Genomic DNA, 16,576 nt, shown 5'->3' on the forward strand with positions numbered 1-16,576 from the left:
CCGGTTATGAGTCCTGGAGCACATAAAAAGGAGGCCAATTTTGCAGGCTGCATCACGAAATGGGTATCGGCCCGCCCCCCCCAGCGGCGAGACGTCATCTCTCATCCTCCCGTCTCCTCCCCCATGAAAAAGCCGGGGGGTGGAGGATTTACCAGACTAATGAATGCCGCATAGTCAGCCCATCTTGAATGTGTCGTTAAGTGACAGGTTGTAACGAAGGGAGAAGGGCATGGCGAGCGTACAGCTGCGAAATGTAACGAAAGCCTGGGGTGACGTGGTGGTATCAAAAGATATCAATCTCGAGATCCAGGATGGGGAGTTCGTCGTGTTTGTTGGGCCATCAGGCTGCGGCAAATCCACCCTGCTGCGAATGATTGCCGGGCTGGAAACGGTGACCAGCGGCGATCTGCTGATTGGCGATACCCGAATGAATGATGTTCCGCCCGCCGAGCGCGGTATCGGGATGGTGTTTCAGTCTTATGCGCTTTACCCCCATCTTTCCGTCGCGGAAAACATGTCTTTTGGCCTGAAGCTGGCCGGCGCCAAAAAAGAGCTGATTAACCAACGCGTGACTCAGGTGGCGGAAGTGCTGCAGCTGGCTCACCTGCTGGAGCGTAAACCGAAAGCGCTTTCCGGCGGTCAGCGCCAGCGCGTGGCGATTGGTCGTACCCTGGTGGCTGAACCGCGCGTTTTCCTGCTGGATGAACCGCTCTCTAACCTCGATGCCGCGCTGCGCGTACAGATGCGTATTGAGATTTCCCGTCTGCATAAGCGTCTTGGCCGCACAATGATTTACGTGACCCACGACCAGGTCGAAGCGATGACCCTCGCCGACAAGATTGTGGTGCTGGACGCCGGTCGCGTCGCGCAGGTCGGCAAGCCTCTCGAACTCTATCACTACCCGGCGGATCGCTTCGTCGCGGGCTTTATCGGCTCGCCGAAGATGAACTTCCTGCCGGTCAAAGTCACCGCTACCGCCATTGAGCAGGTGCAGGTGGAGCTACCGAACCGTCAGCAGGTCTGGCTGCCGGTGGACAGCGCCCGCGTTCAGGTCGGCGCCAATATGTCTTTAGGTATTCGCCCGGAACATCTGCTGCCCAGCGATATCGCCGACGTCACCCTTGAAGGTGAAGTTCAGGTGGTCGAACAGCTCGGCCACGAAACGCAAATTCATATCCAGATCCCATCCATCCGTCAAAACCTGGTTTACCGCCAGAACGACGTGGTGCTGGTAGAAGAGGGAGCCACATTCGCCATCGGTTTGCCGCCGGAGCGCTGCCATTTATTCCGTGAGGATGGCACCGCTTGTCGTCGGCTGCATAAAGAGCCGGGCGTGTAGGGCTTCTAACTAAAAAAAAACACAAAACCATTCGCGCTGCATCGAGGCGGCAAGGGAATGAATCCCTGGGAGCGTACAAAAGTACGTGACCAGGGTGAGTGAGCGCAGCCAACAAAGAGGCAGCCCGAAGGGTGAAGTGTTCAAAGAAAAGCAATGATCTCAGGAGATAGAATGATGATTACTCTGCGCAAACTTCCACTGGCGGTCGCCGTTGCGGCAGGCGTTATGTCTGCTCAGGCGCTGGCCGTTGATTTCCACGGTTATGCCCGTTCTGGTATCGGCTGGACCGGCAGCGGCGGTGAGCAACAGTGCTTCCAGGCAACCGGCGCTCAAAGTAAATACCGTCTGGGTAACGAATGTGAAACCTATGCGGAACTGAAGCTGGGCCAGGAAGTATGGAAAGAAGGTGATAAGAGCTTCTACTTCGATACCAACGTCGCCTACTCTGTGTCACAGCAGAACGACTGGGAATCCACCAGTCCGGCATTCCGTGAAGCTAACGTGCAGGGTAAAAACCTGATCGAATGGTTGCCAGGTTCCACCATCTGGGCCGGTAAGCGCTTCTACCAGCGTCATGACGTTCATATGATCGACTTCTACTACTGGGATATTTCTGGTCCTGGTGCGGGTATTGAAAACATCGATCTGGGCTTCGGTAAACTCTCTCTGGCAGCAACGCGTTCTTCTGAATCCGGCGGCTCCGGCACCTTCGCCGATCGCGACGAGTTCGGTAATCGCGTCTATGACAATATCGTGCCGAACGATGTATTCGACGTGCGTTTGGCCGGTCTGGAAACTAACCCGGGCGGTACGCTGGAACTGGGCGTTGACTACGGCCACACTAACATCCCTGATGATTATTCTCTGCAGCCGGGCGCTTCCAAAGACGGCTGGATGCTTACCGCTGAGCATACTCAGAGCATGCTGAAAGGCTTTAACAAATTTGTTCTGCAGTATGCAACTGACTCTATGACTTCCAGCGGTAAAGGCGTTCCGCAAGGTGGCAGCATTAATAACGATGGATCTATGTGGCGCGTGTTGGACCACGGTGCGATCTCTCTGGGCGATAGCTGGGATCTGATGTACGTCGGTATGTACCAGGATATCGACCGCGACAACAACAATGGTACCCAGTGGTGGACCGTCGGCGTTCGTCCAATGTACAAGTGGACGCCTATCATGAGCACCCTGATGGAAATCGGCTACGACAACGTCAAATCTCAACGCACCAGCGATCGTAACAGCCAGTATAAAGTGACTCTGGCACAGCAGTGGCAGGCTGGTGACAGCATCTGGTCCCGTCCGGCAATCCGCGTATTCGCAACGTACGCTAAATGGGATGAGAAATGGGGCTATAACGATAGCGGCGTAGCGTATAACGACACCAGCGCTAAAACCTTTAGCCGTGGCGATAGCGACGAGTGGACCTTCGGTGCCCAGATGGAAATCTGGTGGTAATCGAGCCTGACCGTTCGTAACTAAAAGAGGGGCGCAAGCCCCTCTATCTTAGGCCCAGCGCGCTATTGCCTGGCTACCGCTCGGCCATCGGAATTGAGGTGATAACAATGAAAATGAAGAAAAGTCTCGTTGCCCTCTGCCTGTCCGTCGGCCTGATGGCCTGCGTACCCGCAGTCAGTTTTGCTGATGTTAATTTCGTGCCGCAGAACACCTCTGCCGCGCCGTCGATTCCGGCCTCCGCGTTGCAGCAGTTGACCTGGACTCCGGTCGATCAATCCAAAACGCAGACGACAAAGCTCGCCGTGGCCGGACAGACGCTCAGTGTCCCCGGTATCAGCGGCCCGGTCGCCGCATACAGCGTTCCGGCGAATATTGGCGAGCTCAATATTACGTTAACCAGCGAAGTGGAAAAACAAACTGCGGTATATGCGCCGAACGTGCTGATTCTTGACCAAAATATGACGCCATCCGCGTTTTTCCCCAGCAGCTACTTCACTTATCTTGAACCGGGAGTGATGAGTTCAGATCGTCTGGAAGGCGTAATGCGCCTGACTCCGGCGCTGGGACAGCAGAAAATTTATGTGCTGGTTTTTACCACGCCGCAGGATTTGCAGCAGACCACTAAATTAATCGATCCGGCGAAGGCTTACGCCAAAGGTACCGGCAATGCGGTGCCGGATATTCCTGATCCCATCGCGAAACACGTTACAGACGGCACCATTAGCCTGAAGGTGAAAACCTCTACCGGCTCCAGCGTGCTGGTTGGCCCGTTGTTTGGTTCGTCAGGTCCGGGGCCCGTTACCGTCGGTAATACCGCTGCTCCTGCCTATAGCGCGCCGGTTGTCGCGCCGGCCCCGGCTCCGGCGGCGAAAAGCGAACCGATGCTTGATGACACCGAAACCTATTTCAACAACGGCATTAAGCAGGCGGTTGCGAAAGGCGATATCGATAAAGCCCTGAAATTGATGAACGAAGCTGAACGTCTTGGCTCGAAATCTGCTCGTTCCACCTTTATCAGCAGTGTAAAAGGCAAGGGGTGACCGTCTCCCCGCAATGCTGATGTTTAGGCACAGCCTTTAGGTGCGTCCGTCAGGGCGCACTTTTTTTTAGCGCGCCGCAGCCTCTGTTGCACGGCTGTTGCGCGGATGATCGTATATTGACGTTTGCCCGCCCCCGATGCCCCATTCTGCGATACAATACCTTCACGTTATGTACCGGAGATTCAGGCATGCCACATCCTGCGCTTACGCAACTGCGTGCGCTGCATTATTTTGCCGCTATGCCCCCGCTGGATGCGCATCTGCGCGACTGGTTATTGCTGGAAGACTCAATGACCAAACGCTTTGAGCAGCAGGGGAAGAAAGTCAGCGTCATCATGGTTAACGAAGGTTTTGTTGGACGCGAGGCGCTGGCCGGTGAGGCGCCCCTGTTACCGAGCGAACCCCGCTACTGGCTGCGGGAAATCATTCTTTGCGCCAACGGTGAACCCTGGCTGGCCGGGCGCACGATAGTGCCCGAATCAACGCTGAGCGGCCCCGAACTGGCGCTGCAACAGCTGGGGCAAACGCCGTTGGGCCGCTATCTCTTCACGTCATCGACGCTAACCCGCGATTTTATTGAAATTGGTCGTCATGCAGAGCTGTGGGGGCGTCGTTCCCGTCTCCGGTTGAGCGGCAAACCGCTGCTGCTGACGGAACTGTTTTTGCCTGCATCGCCGTTGTATTAAGAGGAAAATGAAATGGAGTGGAGTCTGACGCAGAACAAGCTGCTGGCGTTTCACCGCCTGATGCGTACTGACAAACCGATTGGCGCGCTGCTGCTGCTGTGGCCGACGCTGTGGGCGCTGTGGGTGGCGACGCCGGGGATACCGCCGCTATGGATCCTCGCCGTTTTCGTCGCCGGCGTCTGGCTGATGCGCGCCGCAGGCTGCGTGGTCAACGATTATGCCGATCGCAAGTTTGACGGCCACGTCAAACGGACGGCCCACCGCCCGTTGCCGAGCGGCGACGTGAGCGAAAAGGAGGCGCGGACGCTGTTTGTCGTGCTGGTGCTGCTTTCGTTCCTGCTGGTGTTGACCCTGAACACCATGACCATTTTGCTGTCAGTAGCGGCGCTGGCGCTGGCATGGGTATATCCGTTTATGAAGCGCTATACCCACCTGCCGCAGGTAGTACTGGGTGCGGCGTTCGGCTGGTCGATCCCGATGGCCTTTTCGGCGGTCAGCGAATCGCTGCCGCTGAGCTGCTGGCTGATGTTCCTCGCCAATATCCTGTGGGCGGTGGCCTACGATACCCAGTATGCGATGGTCGATCGTGATGATGACGTCAAAATCGGTATTAAATCGACGGCGATTCTCTTTGGCGACAACGATCGCTTAATCATCGGCATTTTACAGGTGGCGGTGCTGGCACTGATGGCGGCGGTAGGCTGGCTGAGCGGGCTGGGCTGGGAGTATTACTGGTCGTTGTTTATCGCCGCGGCGCTGTTCGCCTGGCAGCAGAAGCTAATATTTAAACGCGAACGCGATGCCTGCTTTAAGGCGTTTATGAACAATAACTACGTTGGGCTGGTGCTGTTTCTTGGTCTGGCGATGGGATATATGCAGTAGTTCTTCCCGGCTTGCGGCATAAACGCCTTAGCCGGGCTACAAAACCGCATGGGCCGGTAGCCCGGCGCAAGCCGGGACATCTCTTTAAACGTTACGCTTCATCCTGGGTAACGCTTTCAATCGTTAACCGCACATCCGAAGTAATCAGATCCGCCAGCATGCGGTAGATCTTCAACGTCTCTTCCGGCTCGGCGTCCCCGGTATCGCTGATATAGCCTTCGTCACGCAGGGTCAGCACCAGCGTGCTGAACACCGCCTTATCGAAGAACTCCGGCGCGTTGATGCCGTGCAGAACGGACAGGCGCTGCGCCACGGTGCGGCTCTCTTTCTCCAGCGAACTGCGGTTGATTGACGGGTTAGCGCTCAGCAGCCAGAAGGTAATGGCGTAGCGCTGCAGCGTTTCGCGCGCGCCTGCGGCCAGCAGCTGCAGAGAACGGGCGTGAGACGGATTAACGCTCACCTCATCGTTGTTCAGGGCGATCAGACCCTGACGCTGCATCTCGGCGATCAGCGCATCGACGACGCCCGCCAGCTCCGCTTTTTCCCAACGCAGGAATAGCTCGGCCTTGAGGAACGGATAGAACATCTCAACGTGACGCAGAATTTCGGCGCGGGTAATGCGACGATGCTGAGTGACGATGGCGGCTAACAGCGACGGCATCACCAGCATATGGGCGATGTTGTTGCGGTAATAAGTCATCAGGACGGCCTGCTCGCGCGGCAGAATGATGATATCGCCAATGGTGTCTTTCTCGACTTCGAACTTGTTCATCTGCAGCGCGTGGTCAATCAGCTCGCTGGCCGAAGCCGCAGGCGTGGTCGCATCCGCTGAATATGGCACGTTGCGCAGCAGGGCGAGATAGCACTCCAGCTGCTCGGTGAGCTGCTCGCGGGTCAGTGAGCGTTGACGCGATGCCAGCAGCGCGGTACAGCACAGGTTCATGGCGTTAGCCGCGCCGGCATTGTTGATGCGTACCATCAGATCCGAGGCGATGTTATTCACCGTCGGCGTCAGCCAGGAAGGACGGACCGCTTCGATAGGGTCGATAGACTCGCGCCAGTCCGGCACATGCTGGTTCAGATAGGTCATCAGCGGCAGCGGTTCGCCGAAGTTAACGTAGCCCTGGCCGAGATTGCGCAGCTTGCTCAAGCCGCGCAGCATCTGCGGCAGACTCTCTTTCTCTTTTGTCGCGCCGCGCAGCTCTTTGGCGTAGGTGCCGACCTCCATCACGTGCTCGTAGCCGATGTAAATCGGCACCAGGGTGATAGGGCGATTACCGCCGCGCAGCATTGCCTGGATGGTCATCGACAGAGTGCCGGTTTTCGGATCCAGCAGACGACCAGTACGTGAACGCCCGCCCTCCACGAAGTACTCCACCGAATAGCCGCGGCTGAACAGCTCGCCAAGATATTCGCGAAATACGGTTGAGTAGAGCTTATTGCCCTTGAACGTGCGACGAATAAAGAACGCGCCGCCGCGACGGAAGATCGGCCCGGCGGGCCAGAAGTTCAGGTTGATGCCGGCAGCGATATGCGGCGGCACCAGGCCCTGATGATAAATGACGTAAGAGAGCAGCAGATAGTCCATATGGCTGCGGTGGCATGGGACGTAGACTATCTCGTGGCCTTCGTGCGCCAGCTGACGGACACGCTCGGCGTTATGGACGTTGATGCCCTGATACAACCGGTTCCAGGTAAAGCCCAGCACGCGGTCTGTCAGGCGAATCATCTCGTAGGAGAAGTTTGCCGCGATCTCTTCCATCAGAGCGATAGCGTTTTGCTGCGCCTTTTCATGAGAAATCTTCTTGCTGCGCGCTTCGTCTTCTACCGCACGGGCAATGGCTTTCGACGCCAGCAGTTTATTAAACAGATCCTGGCGCGCGGGGAGGCGCGGGCCGACCGCCGCCAGACGCTGACGGGCGAAGTGCATGCGCGCCACGCGGGCCAGCTTCTGGGCGATGGTTTTATCGGTACCGTGTTCGTCCGCCATCTTACGCAGCGAGACCGAAGGCGAGAAACGGACGAAGCTATCGCGGCCCAGCCACAGAACGGCGAAGAATTTTTGAATGCCGTTGAGCATACGCAGCGGCGGGTTAACCTCGCCTTTTTCACGCCCCGGCGCGCGACCGAACATCACCGAAACCGGCACCATCTGCACGTCAAGATCGGGATGATTGCGGTGCAAATCCAGATAGTCGTGAAAGAGCTTGATAGACTCTTCTTTCGGCGTGTAATAGGTGAACACGCGCGGCCCGCCGTGGATAAATACGTAGCGCGGAAGCAGGGCGCCGTCGATCTCGAGCGGCTCCAGCGGGTCCGGTAACTCATGTTCCAGGCATTGCGCGCGCAGCGTCAGCAGGTCCGCCTTCGAATTGTAGGGCAGGACGTACATAATAGGACGCGAGGTATCCAGGCCTAATTCCTGCGCAGGTTGCGCCGGAATCGACTTGCTTTTTACCAGCGCCCTTAATGGTAAATTCAGTAATTTATAGTAAATTCGTTGCCAGCCAGACATAGACGATGTGAAGCCTCTGGTTAATCATGCAAATGCGCCGCAAGAATAACAGAAAGTGCGCAAAATTTCCGTTGTAACGCGGCAAACGCGTACACTCATTGACGTCATTTACATAAAAAGGTTTGTTTGATGGCCAATAATACCACTGGGTTAACCCGAATTATTAAAGCTGCCGGGTATTCCTGGAAAGGATTCCGTGCAGCGTGGGTCAATGAGGCCGCATTTCGTCAGGAAGGCATCGCGGCCGTCATTGCCGTGGCGATCGCATGCTGGTTGGACGTCGATGCTATCACGCGGGTGCTGCTCATTAGCTCGGTCTTGCTAGTGATGATAGTTGAAATTATCAATAGCGCGATTGAGGCGGTGGTTGACCGTATCGGTCCCGAACATCATGAGCTTTCGGGGCGAGCGAAAGATATGGGATCGGCGGCAGTTCTGCTGGCGATTATCATCGCGCTGATCGCATGGGGAACGCTGCTGTGGGCGAACTACCGCTAAGTCTTGTCGTAGCTGCTCGCAAAACGGAAAGAAACTCCTGATTTTTGTGTGAAATGTGGTTCCAAAATCACCGTTAGCTGTATATACTCACAGCATAACTGTATATACACCCAGGGGGCGGAATGAAAGCGTTAACGACCAGGCAGCAAGAGGTGTTTGATCTCATTCGGGATCATATCAGCCAGACGGGCATGCCGCCGACGCGTGCGGAGATTGCTCAGCGCTTGGGGTTTCGCTCCCCAAACGCGGCGGAAGAGCACCTGAAAGCGCTGGCGCGTAAAGGCGCAATCGAGATCGTTTCCGGTGCCTCCCGCGGTATTCGTCTGCTGACGGAAGAAGAAACGGGTTTGCCGCTTATTGGCCGCGTCGCGGCGGGTGAGCCGCTGCTGGCCCAGCAGCATATCGAAGGTCACTATCAGGTCGATCCGGCTATGTTTAAGCCGAATGCTGATTTTCTGCTGCGCGTTAGCGGTATGTCGATGAAAGACATCGGTATTCTTGATGGCGACCTGCTGGCCGTCCATAAAACGCAGGATGTACGCAATGGTCAGGTGGTTGTAGCGCGCATCGACGAAGAAGTGACCGTGAAGCGTCTGAAAAAACAGGGTAACGTCGTGGAACTGCTGCCGGAAAACAGCGAATTCTCGCCGATTGTGGTCGACCTTCGCGAACAAAGTTTTACTATTGAAGGCCTGGCCGTCGGCGTTATCCGCAACGGCAACTGGCAATAATCTCTTCATCTCGCGGCATCATCATCTGAAGCATGATGCTGCGTCGTTTTTCCTCATTTAGGCGCTTTCTCCATGCTTTTTAACGCCGCCGACAAAGCCCTGTGGCGCTTAGCGCTGCCCATGATCTTCTCCAATATCACCGTTCCGCTGCTGGGGCTGGTGGATACCGCCGTTATTGGCCATCTCGACAGCCCGGTTTATCTGGGCGGCGTGGCGGTTGGCGCAACGGCGACCAGCTTCCTCTTTATGCTGCTCCTTTTCCTGCGCATGAGTACCACCGGGCTAACGGCACAGGCGTTTGGTGCCAGGGATCCGCAGCGGCTGGCGCGCGCGCTGGTGCAGCCGCTGGGCCTGGCGCTGGCCGCCGGGCTGGCGATTGTGCTTTTCAGGATCCCGTTGATAAACCTGGCGCTGCACATTGTGGGCGGCAGCGAAGCCGTGCTTGAACAGGCCAGGCGTTTCCTTGAGATCCGCTGGCTAAGCGCACCGGCCTCGCTGGCGAACCTGGTCCTGCTGGGCTGGCTGCTGGGCGTGCAGTACGCCAGAGCGCCGGTGATCCTGCTGGTGGTCGGCAACGTCCTCAACATTGTGCTCGATTTATGGCTGGTGATGGGCCTGCATATGAACGTGCAGGGGGCTGCACTGGCGACGGTCACCGCAGAATACGTCACTTTCTTTATTGGTCTGCTGATGGCGAGACGCGTGCTGGCGCTGCGCGGCGTTTCCCTGTCGATGCTGAAAAATGCCTGGCGCGGCGATATACGCCGCCTGCTGGCGCTGAATCGCGACATCATGCTGCGCTCGCTGCTGCTACAGCTCTGCTTCGGGGCGGTGACGGTATTTGGCGCCCGCCTCGGCGCCGATGTCGTCGCGGTCAATGCGGTCCTCATGACGATGCTGACCTTTACCGCCTATGCGCTGGACGGTTTTGCCTATGCCGTTGAGGCGCACTCCGGGCAGGCCTACGGCGCGCGCGACGACAGCCAGCTGCTTGCGGTCTGGCATGCGGCCTGCCGCCAGTCGGGGATGGTGGCGCTGGGGTTTGCGCTGATTTACGGCCTTGCCGGTGAACAGATTATCGCGTTGCTGACCTCGCTGCCTTCGCTGCAGCAGTTGGCCGACCGCTATCTGGTCTGGCAGATGATCCTGCCGGTCATCGGCGTCTGGTGTTACCTGCTGGACGGCATGTTTATCGGCGCGACGCGCGGCGCGGAGATGCGCAACAGCATGGCGGTCGCAGCAGCAGGGTTTGCCCTGACGCTGTTTACCGTACCGGTGCTCGGTAACCACGGGCTGTGGCTGGCGCTGACGATATTTCTCGCCCTGCGCGGCGCTTCCCTGGCGGTTATCTGGCGGCGCCACTGGCAGCGCGGAACCTGGTTTTCGTAATGCCTTTGGCTCATCTGATGGTTAAAGATTCCGAATAATAAATCTTACTCAGAATACTCATCTATAGTTAAGTCATGTCCGGCACACAGCGGGCTGTTCATTCACCGAACGATCACCGAACGATGAGGAATGCATGATGAATAAAGACGAAATCGGCGGTAACTGGAAACAGTTCAAAGGTAAAGCGAAAGAAAAATGGGGCAAGCTGACCGACGATGACATGACCGTCATTGAAGGCAAACGCGACCAACTGGTGGGCAGAATTCAGGAACGTTACGGTTACGCAAAAGACCAGGCAGAGAAAGAAGTGACCGACTGGGAAACTAAAAACGACTATCGCTGGTAGCGAAAACGCCGTGTTTTAACCCCTTACTATTGTCTGCCCTAACGATTTATACCCTAAATAATGCGAGTTGCAGGACAAGGCACTCGTGCTTTGAACAGCGCTTGCGCTGGCCCCGAAGGGCGAAGCTCATGGATGAGCCGAGTACCAAAGCCAACGCACATGCAACTTGAAGTATGACGGGTATACACCCTTGATTCCCGCTGCGGCTACCGCCTCAGCGGGCTTTCTTTTTGATCTGAATGGTATGGTCGTGGTGGCAATGGCCCGGCGTACTGCAGGACTCAACCTCGACGCAGGCGGCGCACAGGCCGTGAGCCTCAATGACGTTGTGGCGCAGGGCGAATCCCATTCTTGCCGCCAGCGTATGCATAATATCTTCGACGCCTTCCGCACACTCTTCTTTGACGCCACCGCAGCGGTCGCAGATAAACATCGCCGAGCTGTGGGTAGGCTGATCGAAAAGGTGACACAGTACGTAGCTATTGGTGGATTCCACCTTATGTACGAACCCTTGCTCCAGTAAAAACTCCAGCGCCCGGTATACCGTTGGTGGTTTCGCCTGAGGTTCTTTATCACGAAGGAGATCGAGCAGATCGTAGGCGCTGATTGCCCCTTGCTGTAGGCTCATCAAACGCAATACTTCGAGGCGCTGCGGGGTCAGGCGCACGCCACGCTGCGCGCACAGCTTTTCAGCATGCGCTAACATTTGTTGCGAAGTGGTCTTATCCATGAGCGTCCTCTGGTTGCGTGAATCTGAAACTGTTACTTTATCACGATACCGGTAAAACGCCGAGACCCGGCGGGATATAGCCGTCACACTTCATGTGACATGTGCGTTGGTCGCCCCGGTCATGCGCTCTCGGGACGCGCTATCTTGCCGCCTTATGCTATACCTGAAGCATCTCATTTTCGGGAGAAAACGATGAAACGACCTGATTGCATACGACACTGGCGTGAACTGGAAGGTGCGGATGATTCCACCTATCCCGACAGTACTGAGCTTTTCTCCATCGGCGCGCCGCTGGCGCGCGGCCTGCGACTGAATCGTCTGGGGATCCACCATGAACGTCTGCCGCCCGGGCGTCGTACCTCCTACCCGCATGCGGAAAGCGATGAAGAAGAGTTCATCTACGTGCTGGACGGCTATCCTGAGGTGTGGATTAACGGCTACCTCTGGAAGTTGGAGCCGGGGGATAGCGTCGGTTTTCCTGCTGGAACCGGCATTTGCCATACCTTCCTCAATAACACCGAGCAGGAGGTGCGGCTGTTAGTCGTTGGCGAGGCAAACAAGAAATTCAATCGCATCTACTACCCGCTGAACCCAGGCTATGCCGCCACGCGTCAGGATCGCTGGGTTGACCATCCGCCGCAGTTTTTTGGCCCTCACGACGGGAAGCCGCGGAAAATATAGCGTTTATTGCGGGATAAAAAAGGTGAGCGCTGACGCTATGCGTCAGTGGTTTATCTTTATGCTATAGTAGCGCCCCTTTTTACCCGGATGCTTATTTATTCGCCATGATGTCAGAATCAACGCCTACTGCTTTCGCCGCTCACCGTTTTTCCATCGCGCCGATGCTCGACTGGACCGATAGACACTGCCGTTATTTTCTGCGTCAGCTGTCGCGCCATACGCTGCTGTATACCGAAATGGTGACCACCGGTGCGATTATTCACGGCAAGGGCGATTATCTGGCCTACAGCGAAGAAGAACATCCGGTCGCCCTGCAGCTCGGCGGCAGCGATCCGGCTGCGCTGGCGCACTGCGCGAAGCTGGCGCAGGCGCGCGGTTATGATGAAATTAACCTCAACGTTGGCTGCCCGTCCGATCGTGTGCAGAACGGCATGTTTGGCGCATGCCTGATGGGGAACGCGCAGCTGGTTGCCGACTGCATTAAAGCGATGCGCGATGTCGTGTCGATCCCGGTCACGGTAAAAACCCGTATCGGCATTGATGACCAGGACAGCTACGCGTTTCTGTGTGATTTTATCGAAACGGTATCCGGGAAAGGCGAATGCGAGATGTTTATCATCCACGCGCGCAAAGCCTGGCTTTCAGGTCTGAGTCCAAAGGAAAACCGCGAGATCCCGCCGCTGGATTATCCGCGCGTCTACCAGCTTAAACGTGATTTCCCGCATCTGACCATGGCGATTAACGGCGGCATTAAGTCGCTGGAAGAGGCAAAGCTGCATCTTGCGCATATGGACGGCGTGATGGTCGGCCGCGAAGCTTATCAGAATCCGGGTATTCTGGCCTCGGTGGATCGGGAGATTTTCGGCGTGGAAGGCGTCGATGCCGATCCGGTCTCCGTGGTCCGGGCGATGTATCCCTACATCGAGCGCGAGCTTAGCAACGGGACTTATCTCGGACATGTGACGCGTCATATGCTGGGGCTGTTTCAGGGGATACCTGGCGCGCGCCAGTGGCGTCGCTATCTGAGCGAAAATGCGCATAAAGCCGGGGCGGATATCAACGTGTTGGAACAGGCGCTGAAGCTGGTTGCCGATAAGCGTTAGTTTTTCGCTAAAACTTGGTCAAATTCACCACGCCCTGCACGTCTCGTGTTGGGCGTTTTTGTTTTTATTCAATAACTTATATTTGGCACGATTTTTGTAATATCCGGCAAGGTAGATAAATTTCTTTAGGGGAAAGACGATGCTGGAACTCTTATTTGTTATTGGCTTTTTTGTCATGCTGTTGGTCACCGGCGTGTCGCTGCTGGGCATAATTGCCGCGATTGTGGTCGCGACCGCGCTGATGTTTGTCGGCGGTCTGTTTGCATTAATGATTAAACTGCTGCCGTGGCTGCTGCTGGCCGTTATCGTGGTTTGGCTGATTCGGGCGATAAAATCGCCAGCCGCGAACCGCTATCGCGGTAATAACCGCTGGCGTTACTAAGGTATTGAGCGGTATGTCACAACCTGAAGATTTTTGCATAAAACAGCGTAGGCTTTGCTTATTAAATCTGTCACTATTAGCGGGTTAACGAATTCATCGCGCTGTACCCTACATACAGCCGAACAAAAAAAAGTAAGGGCTTCCCATGTGGAAGCCCTAAACTTTTCTTCTTTTCCCGTCATACTTCAGGCTACAGGGGCGTTGGTTGCTTGCATTCACCCCAATCACTTACTGTTGTAAGCTCCTGGGGATTCATTCACTTACCATCTTCCTGTAGCCCGAATTATTTAGGGAAAAGCCATAACTATGGCAAGAGCAAACTTGAACCCTGCGTCGCCCGGCTTTCCAGCACCTCATGCGCGCGCATGGCGTCGGTTAACGCATATTTTTGACTCTCCGCGACATCCACTTTTATCACGCCGCTGGCGATCAGCGAGAACAGCTCGTTGCTGGCTTCCGTCAGCTCGTCACGCGTGGTGATATAGCCCTGCAGAGAAGGGCGGGTGACGTACAGCGAACCCTTTTGATTGAGGATCCCGAGGTTGACGCCGGTCACCGGGCCGGAAGAATTGCCAAAGCTCACCATCAGCCCCCGACGCTGCAGGCAGTCAAGTGAGGCTTCCCAGGTATCTTTACCGACTGAATCATACACCACGTGGACTTTCTTACCGTCGGTGATCTCTTTCAGGCGCTCGACGATATTCTCTTCGCGATAGTTAATGATCTGCCAGGCGCCGGCCTGTTTAGCGCGTTCAGCTTTTTGCGCGCTGCCGACGGTACCGATTAGCTTCGCGCCCAGCGCTTTGGCCCACTGGCAGGCGATGAGCCCGACGCCGCCGGCCGCTGCATGAAACAGGAACGGCTCGCCCGCTTTGATCTCGTAGGTTTTCCGCAGCAGGTAATAGACCGTGAGCCCTTTCAGGAATGAGGCCGCCGCCTGCTCGAAAGAGATCGCGTCCGGCAAAATAGCGGCCTTATCGGCGGGGACATTGTGGATAGTGCTATAGGCTCCCAGCGCCGATTGTGCGTAGACCACCCGATCGCCGGCTTTAATATGCTTCACGCCGCTGCCAACTTTGCTCACCACGCCAGCGGCTTCGGTGCCCAGACCGCTCGGCAATGATGGTGGTGGGTAGAGGCCGCTGCGGATATAGGTATCAATGTAGTTGATGCCGATGGCCTTATTCTCTACCTGAATTTCGTGCTCTGCGGGATCTTTCGGCGTGAACTCTACCGCTTGCAGAACTTCAGGCCCTCCGTGCTGGTGAAATTCAATTCGTGTTGCCATGCTTCCTCCAGAAATGTGGTAATCTTTCGACCCATTCACTATCTCGGTAACTCCATTCACTATGGCAGGAAATAAACCCTTCAACAAACCACAGACTGAACCCCGCGAGCGTGATTATCAACTTGATGGGTTGAAGGTCCCGCCGCACTCGATTGAAGCGGAACAGTCGGTGTTGGGCGGTTTAATGCTGGATAACGAACGTTGGGACGATGTTGCCGAGCGCGTTGTTTCGGAAGATTTTTATACCCGTCCGCATCGCCATATTTTCACCGAAATGGCGCGTCTGCAGGAGTCGGGAAGCCCGATTGACCTGATTACGCTCGCGGAATCGCTGGAGCGTCAGGGTCAGTTGGACAGCGTCGGCGGCTTCGCCTATCTGGCCGAATTATCGAAAAATACGCCAAGCGCGGCGAATATTAGCGCCTATGCCGATATCGTTCGCGAACGCGCGGTCGTACGCGAAATGATCTCTGTGGCGAATGAAATCGCCGAAGCCGGCTTTGACCCCCAGGGCCGCACCAGCGAAGATCTGCTCGACCTCGCCGAATCCCGAGTCTTTAAAATCGCCGAAAGCCGCGCGAATAAAGACGAAGGGCCGAAGAATATCGCCGACGTGCTCGACGCCACCGTGGCGCGTATTGAGCAGCTGTTCCAGCAGCCGCATGACGGCGTCACCGGGGTAAATACCGGCTATGACGATCTCAACAAAAAGACCGCCGGTCTTCAGCCGTCGGACCTGATTATCGTTGCCGCGCGTCCGTCTATGGGTAAAACGACCTTTGCGATGAACCTCGTGGAAAACGCGGCGATGCTGCAGGATAAACCGGTACTCATCTTCAGTCTCGAGATGCCTTCGGAGCAGATTATGATGCGTTCTCTGGCCTCACTGTCGCGCGTTGACCAGACCCGCATTCGAACCGGCCAACTGGATGACGAAGACTGGGCGCGCATTTCCGGCACCATGGGGATCCTGCTGGAAAAGCGCAATATTTATATTGATGACTCCTCCGGCCTGACGCCGACGGAAGTGCGCTCCCGCGCGCGGCGTATTGCCCGCGAGCACGGGGGGATCGGACTTATCATGATCGACTACCTGCAGCTGATGCGCGTGCCGTCGCTCTCCGATAACCGTACGCTGGAAATCGCCGAAATTTCGCGCTCGCTCAAGGCGCTGGCGAAGGAGCTACAGGTGCCGGTGGTGGCGCTGTCGCAGCTTAACCGCTCGCTGGAACAGCGTGCGGACAAGCGCCCGGTGAACTCCGACCTGCGTGAATCCGGATCCATTGAGCAGGACGCCGACTTAATCATGTTTATCTACCGTGACGAGGTTTATCACGAGAACAGTGATTTAAAAGGCATCGCCGAAATTATTATTGGTAAACAGCGTAACGGCCCTATCGGGACGGTGCGCCTGACGTTTAACGGCCAGTGGTCGCGTTTTGATAATTATGCTGGGCCACAATACGACGACGAATAAATCTCCGTCATCCTTCATGCCGCAGATGCGT

The 16,576-nt window shown here is 56.2% G+C and carries 16 protein-coding genes; 13 read left to right on the plus strand and 3 right to left on the minus strand.

Going from position 1 to position 16,576, the window contains the following annotated elements; all coding sequences use genetic code 11:
• The first annotated feature begins 229 nt into the window (after positions 1–229).
• The 5 genes from malK (at position 230) to ubiA (ending at position 5,405) form a co-directional block, all read left to right on the plus strand.
• The gene (malK, locus tag KCG39_RS20290; RefSeq protein ID WP_004097762.1) at positions 230–1,339 is read left to right on the plus strand and encodes a maltose/maltodextrin ABC transporter ATP-binding protein MalK; all 1,110 of its coding nucleotides are present in this window, start codon (positions 230–232) and stop codon (positions 1,337–1,339) included.
• A 171-nt stretch (positions 1,340–1,510) separates the two neighbouring features.
• Positions 1,511–2,797: a maltoporin gene (locus KCG39_RS20295; RefSeq protein WP_004097765.1), complete on the plus strand. Its 1,287-nt coding sequence runs from the start codon at positions 1,511–1,513 to the stop codon at positions 2,795–2,797.
• Positions 2,798–2,904: 107 nt separating this feature from the next.
• The gene (gene malM / locus KCG39_RS20300; protein WP_004097766.1) at positions 2,905–3,837 is read left to right on the plus strand and encodes a maltose operon protein MalM; all 933 of its coding nucleotides are present in this window, start codon (positions 2,905–2,907) and stop codon (positions 3,835–3,837) included.
• A 188-nt stretch (positions 3,838–4,025) separates the two neighbouring features.
• Positions 4,026–4,523: a chorismate lyase gene (ubiC, locus tag KCG39_RS20305; RefSeq protein ID WP_142468477.1), complete on the plus strand. Its 498-nt coding sequence runs from the start codon at positions 4,026–4,028 to the stop codon at positions 4,521–4,523.
• Between the two features lie 12 nt (positions 4,524–4,535).
• Positions 4,536–5,405, plus strand: a complete 870-nt coding sequence (ubiA, locus tag KCG39_RS20310; RefSeq protein WP_004127792.1) for a 4-hydroxybenzoate octaprenyltransferase — start codon at positions 4,536–4,538, stop codon at positions 5,403–5,405.
• Between the two features lie 91 nt (positions 5,406–5,496).
• Here the strand turns inward: ubiA and plsB are convergent, their stop codons facing one another.
• Entirely contained in the window at positions 5,497–7,920 is a 2,424-nt protein-coding gene (gene plsB / locus KCG39_RS20315) for a glycerol-3-phosphate 1-O-acyltransferase PlsB (RefSeq protein WP_004127795.1), read from the minus strand.
• A 129-nt stretch (positions 7,921–8,049) separates the two neighbouring features.
• Here plsB and KCG39_RS20320 point away from each other — a divergent pair, with 129 nt between their 5' ends.
• The 4 genes from KCG39_RS20320 (at position 8,050) to KCG39_RS20335 (ending at position 10,884) form a co-directional block, all read left to right on the plus strand.
• On the plus strand, positions 8,050–8,418 hold the full coding sequence (locus KCG39_RS20320) for a diacylglycerol kinase (RefSeq protein WP_004127797.1): 369 nt from the start codon (positions 8,050–8,052) through the stop codon (positions 8,416–8,418).
• A gap of 122 nt (positions 8,419–8,540) precedes the next feature.
• The gene (lexA, locus tag KCG39_RS20325) at positions 8,541–9,149 is read left to right on the plus strand and encodes a transcriptional repressor LexA (protein ID WP_004097774.1); all 609 of its coding nucleotides are present in this window, start codon (positions 8,541–8,543) and stop codon (positions 9,147–9,149) included.
• Positions 9,150–9,221: 72 nt separating this feature from the next.
• On the plus strand, positions 9,222–10,538 hold the full coding sequence (gene dinF / locus KCG39_RS20330) for an MATE family efflux transporter DinF (RefSeq protein WP_123828570.1): 1,317 nt from the start codon (positions 9,222–9,224) through the stop codon (positions 10,536–10,538).
• Positions 10,539–10,674: 136 nt separating this feature from the next.
• The gene (locus KCG39_RS20335; RefSeq protein WP_004137568.1) at positions 10,675–10,884 is read left to right on the plus strand and encodes a CsbD family protein; all 210 of its coding nucleotides are present in this window, start codon (positions 10,675–10,677) and stop codon (positions 10,882–10,884) included.
• Positions 10,885–11,098: 214 nt separating this feature from the next.
• Here KCG39_RS20335 and zur read toward each other — a convergent pair whose 3' ends face one another.
• Positions 11,099–11,614, minus strand: coding sequence for a zinc uptake transcriptional repressor Zur (gene zur, locus KCG39_RS20340; protein ID WP_004127803.1), 516 nt, complete (start codon positions 11,612–11,614; stop codon positions 11,099–11,101).
• A 192-nt stretch (positions 11,615–11,806) separates the two neighbouring features.
• On the opposite strand from zur, the gene KCG39_RS20345 reads away from it, so the two are divergent.
• The 3 genes from KCG39_RS20345 to pspG all read left to right on the plus strand — a co-directional run bounded on the left by KCG39_RS20345 (position 11,807) and on the right by pspG (position 13,780).
• On the plus strand, positions 11,807–12,295 hold the full coding sequence (locus tag KCG39_RS20345) for a cupin domain-containing protein (RefSeq protein ID WP_004127806.1): 489 nt from the start codon (positions 11,807–11,809) through the stop codon (positions 12,293–12,295).
• A gap of 104 nt (positions 12,296–12,399) precedes the next feature.
• Positions 12,400–13,398 carry a tRNA dihydrouridine(20/20a) synthase DusA gene (dusA, locus tag KCG39_RS20350; protein ID WP_123828569.1) on the plus strand — a complete coding sequence of 333 codons (999 nt, stop codon included), beginning with the start codon at positions 12,400–12,402 and terminating at the stop codon, positions 13,396–13,398.
• 139 nt (positions 13,399–13,537) lie between these two features.
• The gene (pspG, locus tag KCG39_RS20355; protein ID WP_004127810.1) at positions 13,538–13,780 is read left to right on the plus strand and encodes an envelope stress response protein PspG; all 243 of its coding nucleotides are present in this window, start codon (positions 13,538–13,540) and stop codon (positions 13,778–13,780) included.
• 304 nt (positions 13,781–14,084) lie between these two features.
• On the opposite strand, the gene KCG39_RS20360 is transcribed toward pspG, so the two are convergent.
• Positions 14,085–15,068, minus strand: coding sequence for a quinone oxidoreductase (locus KCG39_RS20360; RefSeq protein WP_112167064.1), 984 nt, complete (start codon positions 15,066–15,068; stop codon positions 14,085–14,087).
• Positions 15,069–15,129: 61 nt separating this feature from the next.
• On the opposite strand from KCG39_RS20360, the gene dnaB reads away from it, so the two are divergent.
• Positions 15,130–16,545 (plus strand): replicative DNA helicase, encoded by a 1,416-nt coding sequence (gene dnaB, locus KCG39_RS20365; RefSeq protein ID WP_004097788.1) that lies wholly within the window; start codon positions 15,130–15,132, stop codon positions 16,543–16,545.
• Positions 16,546–16,576 lie beyond the last annotated feature (31 nt).

Origin of the sequence: Klebsiella pasteurii, assembly GCF_018139045.1 — a bacterium.
Lineage (GTDB): Bacteria > Pseudomonadota > Gammaproteobacteria > Enterobacterales > Enterobacteriaceae > Klebsiella > Klebsiella grimontii.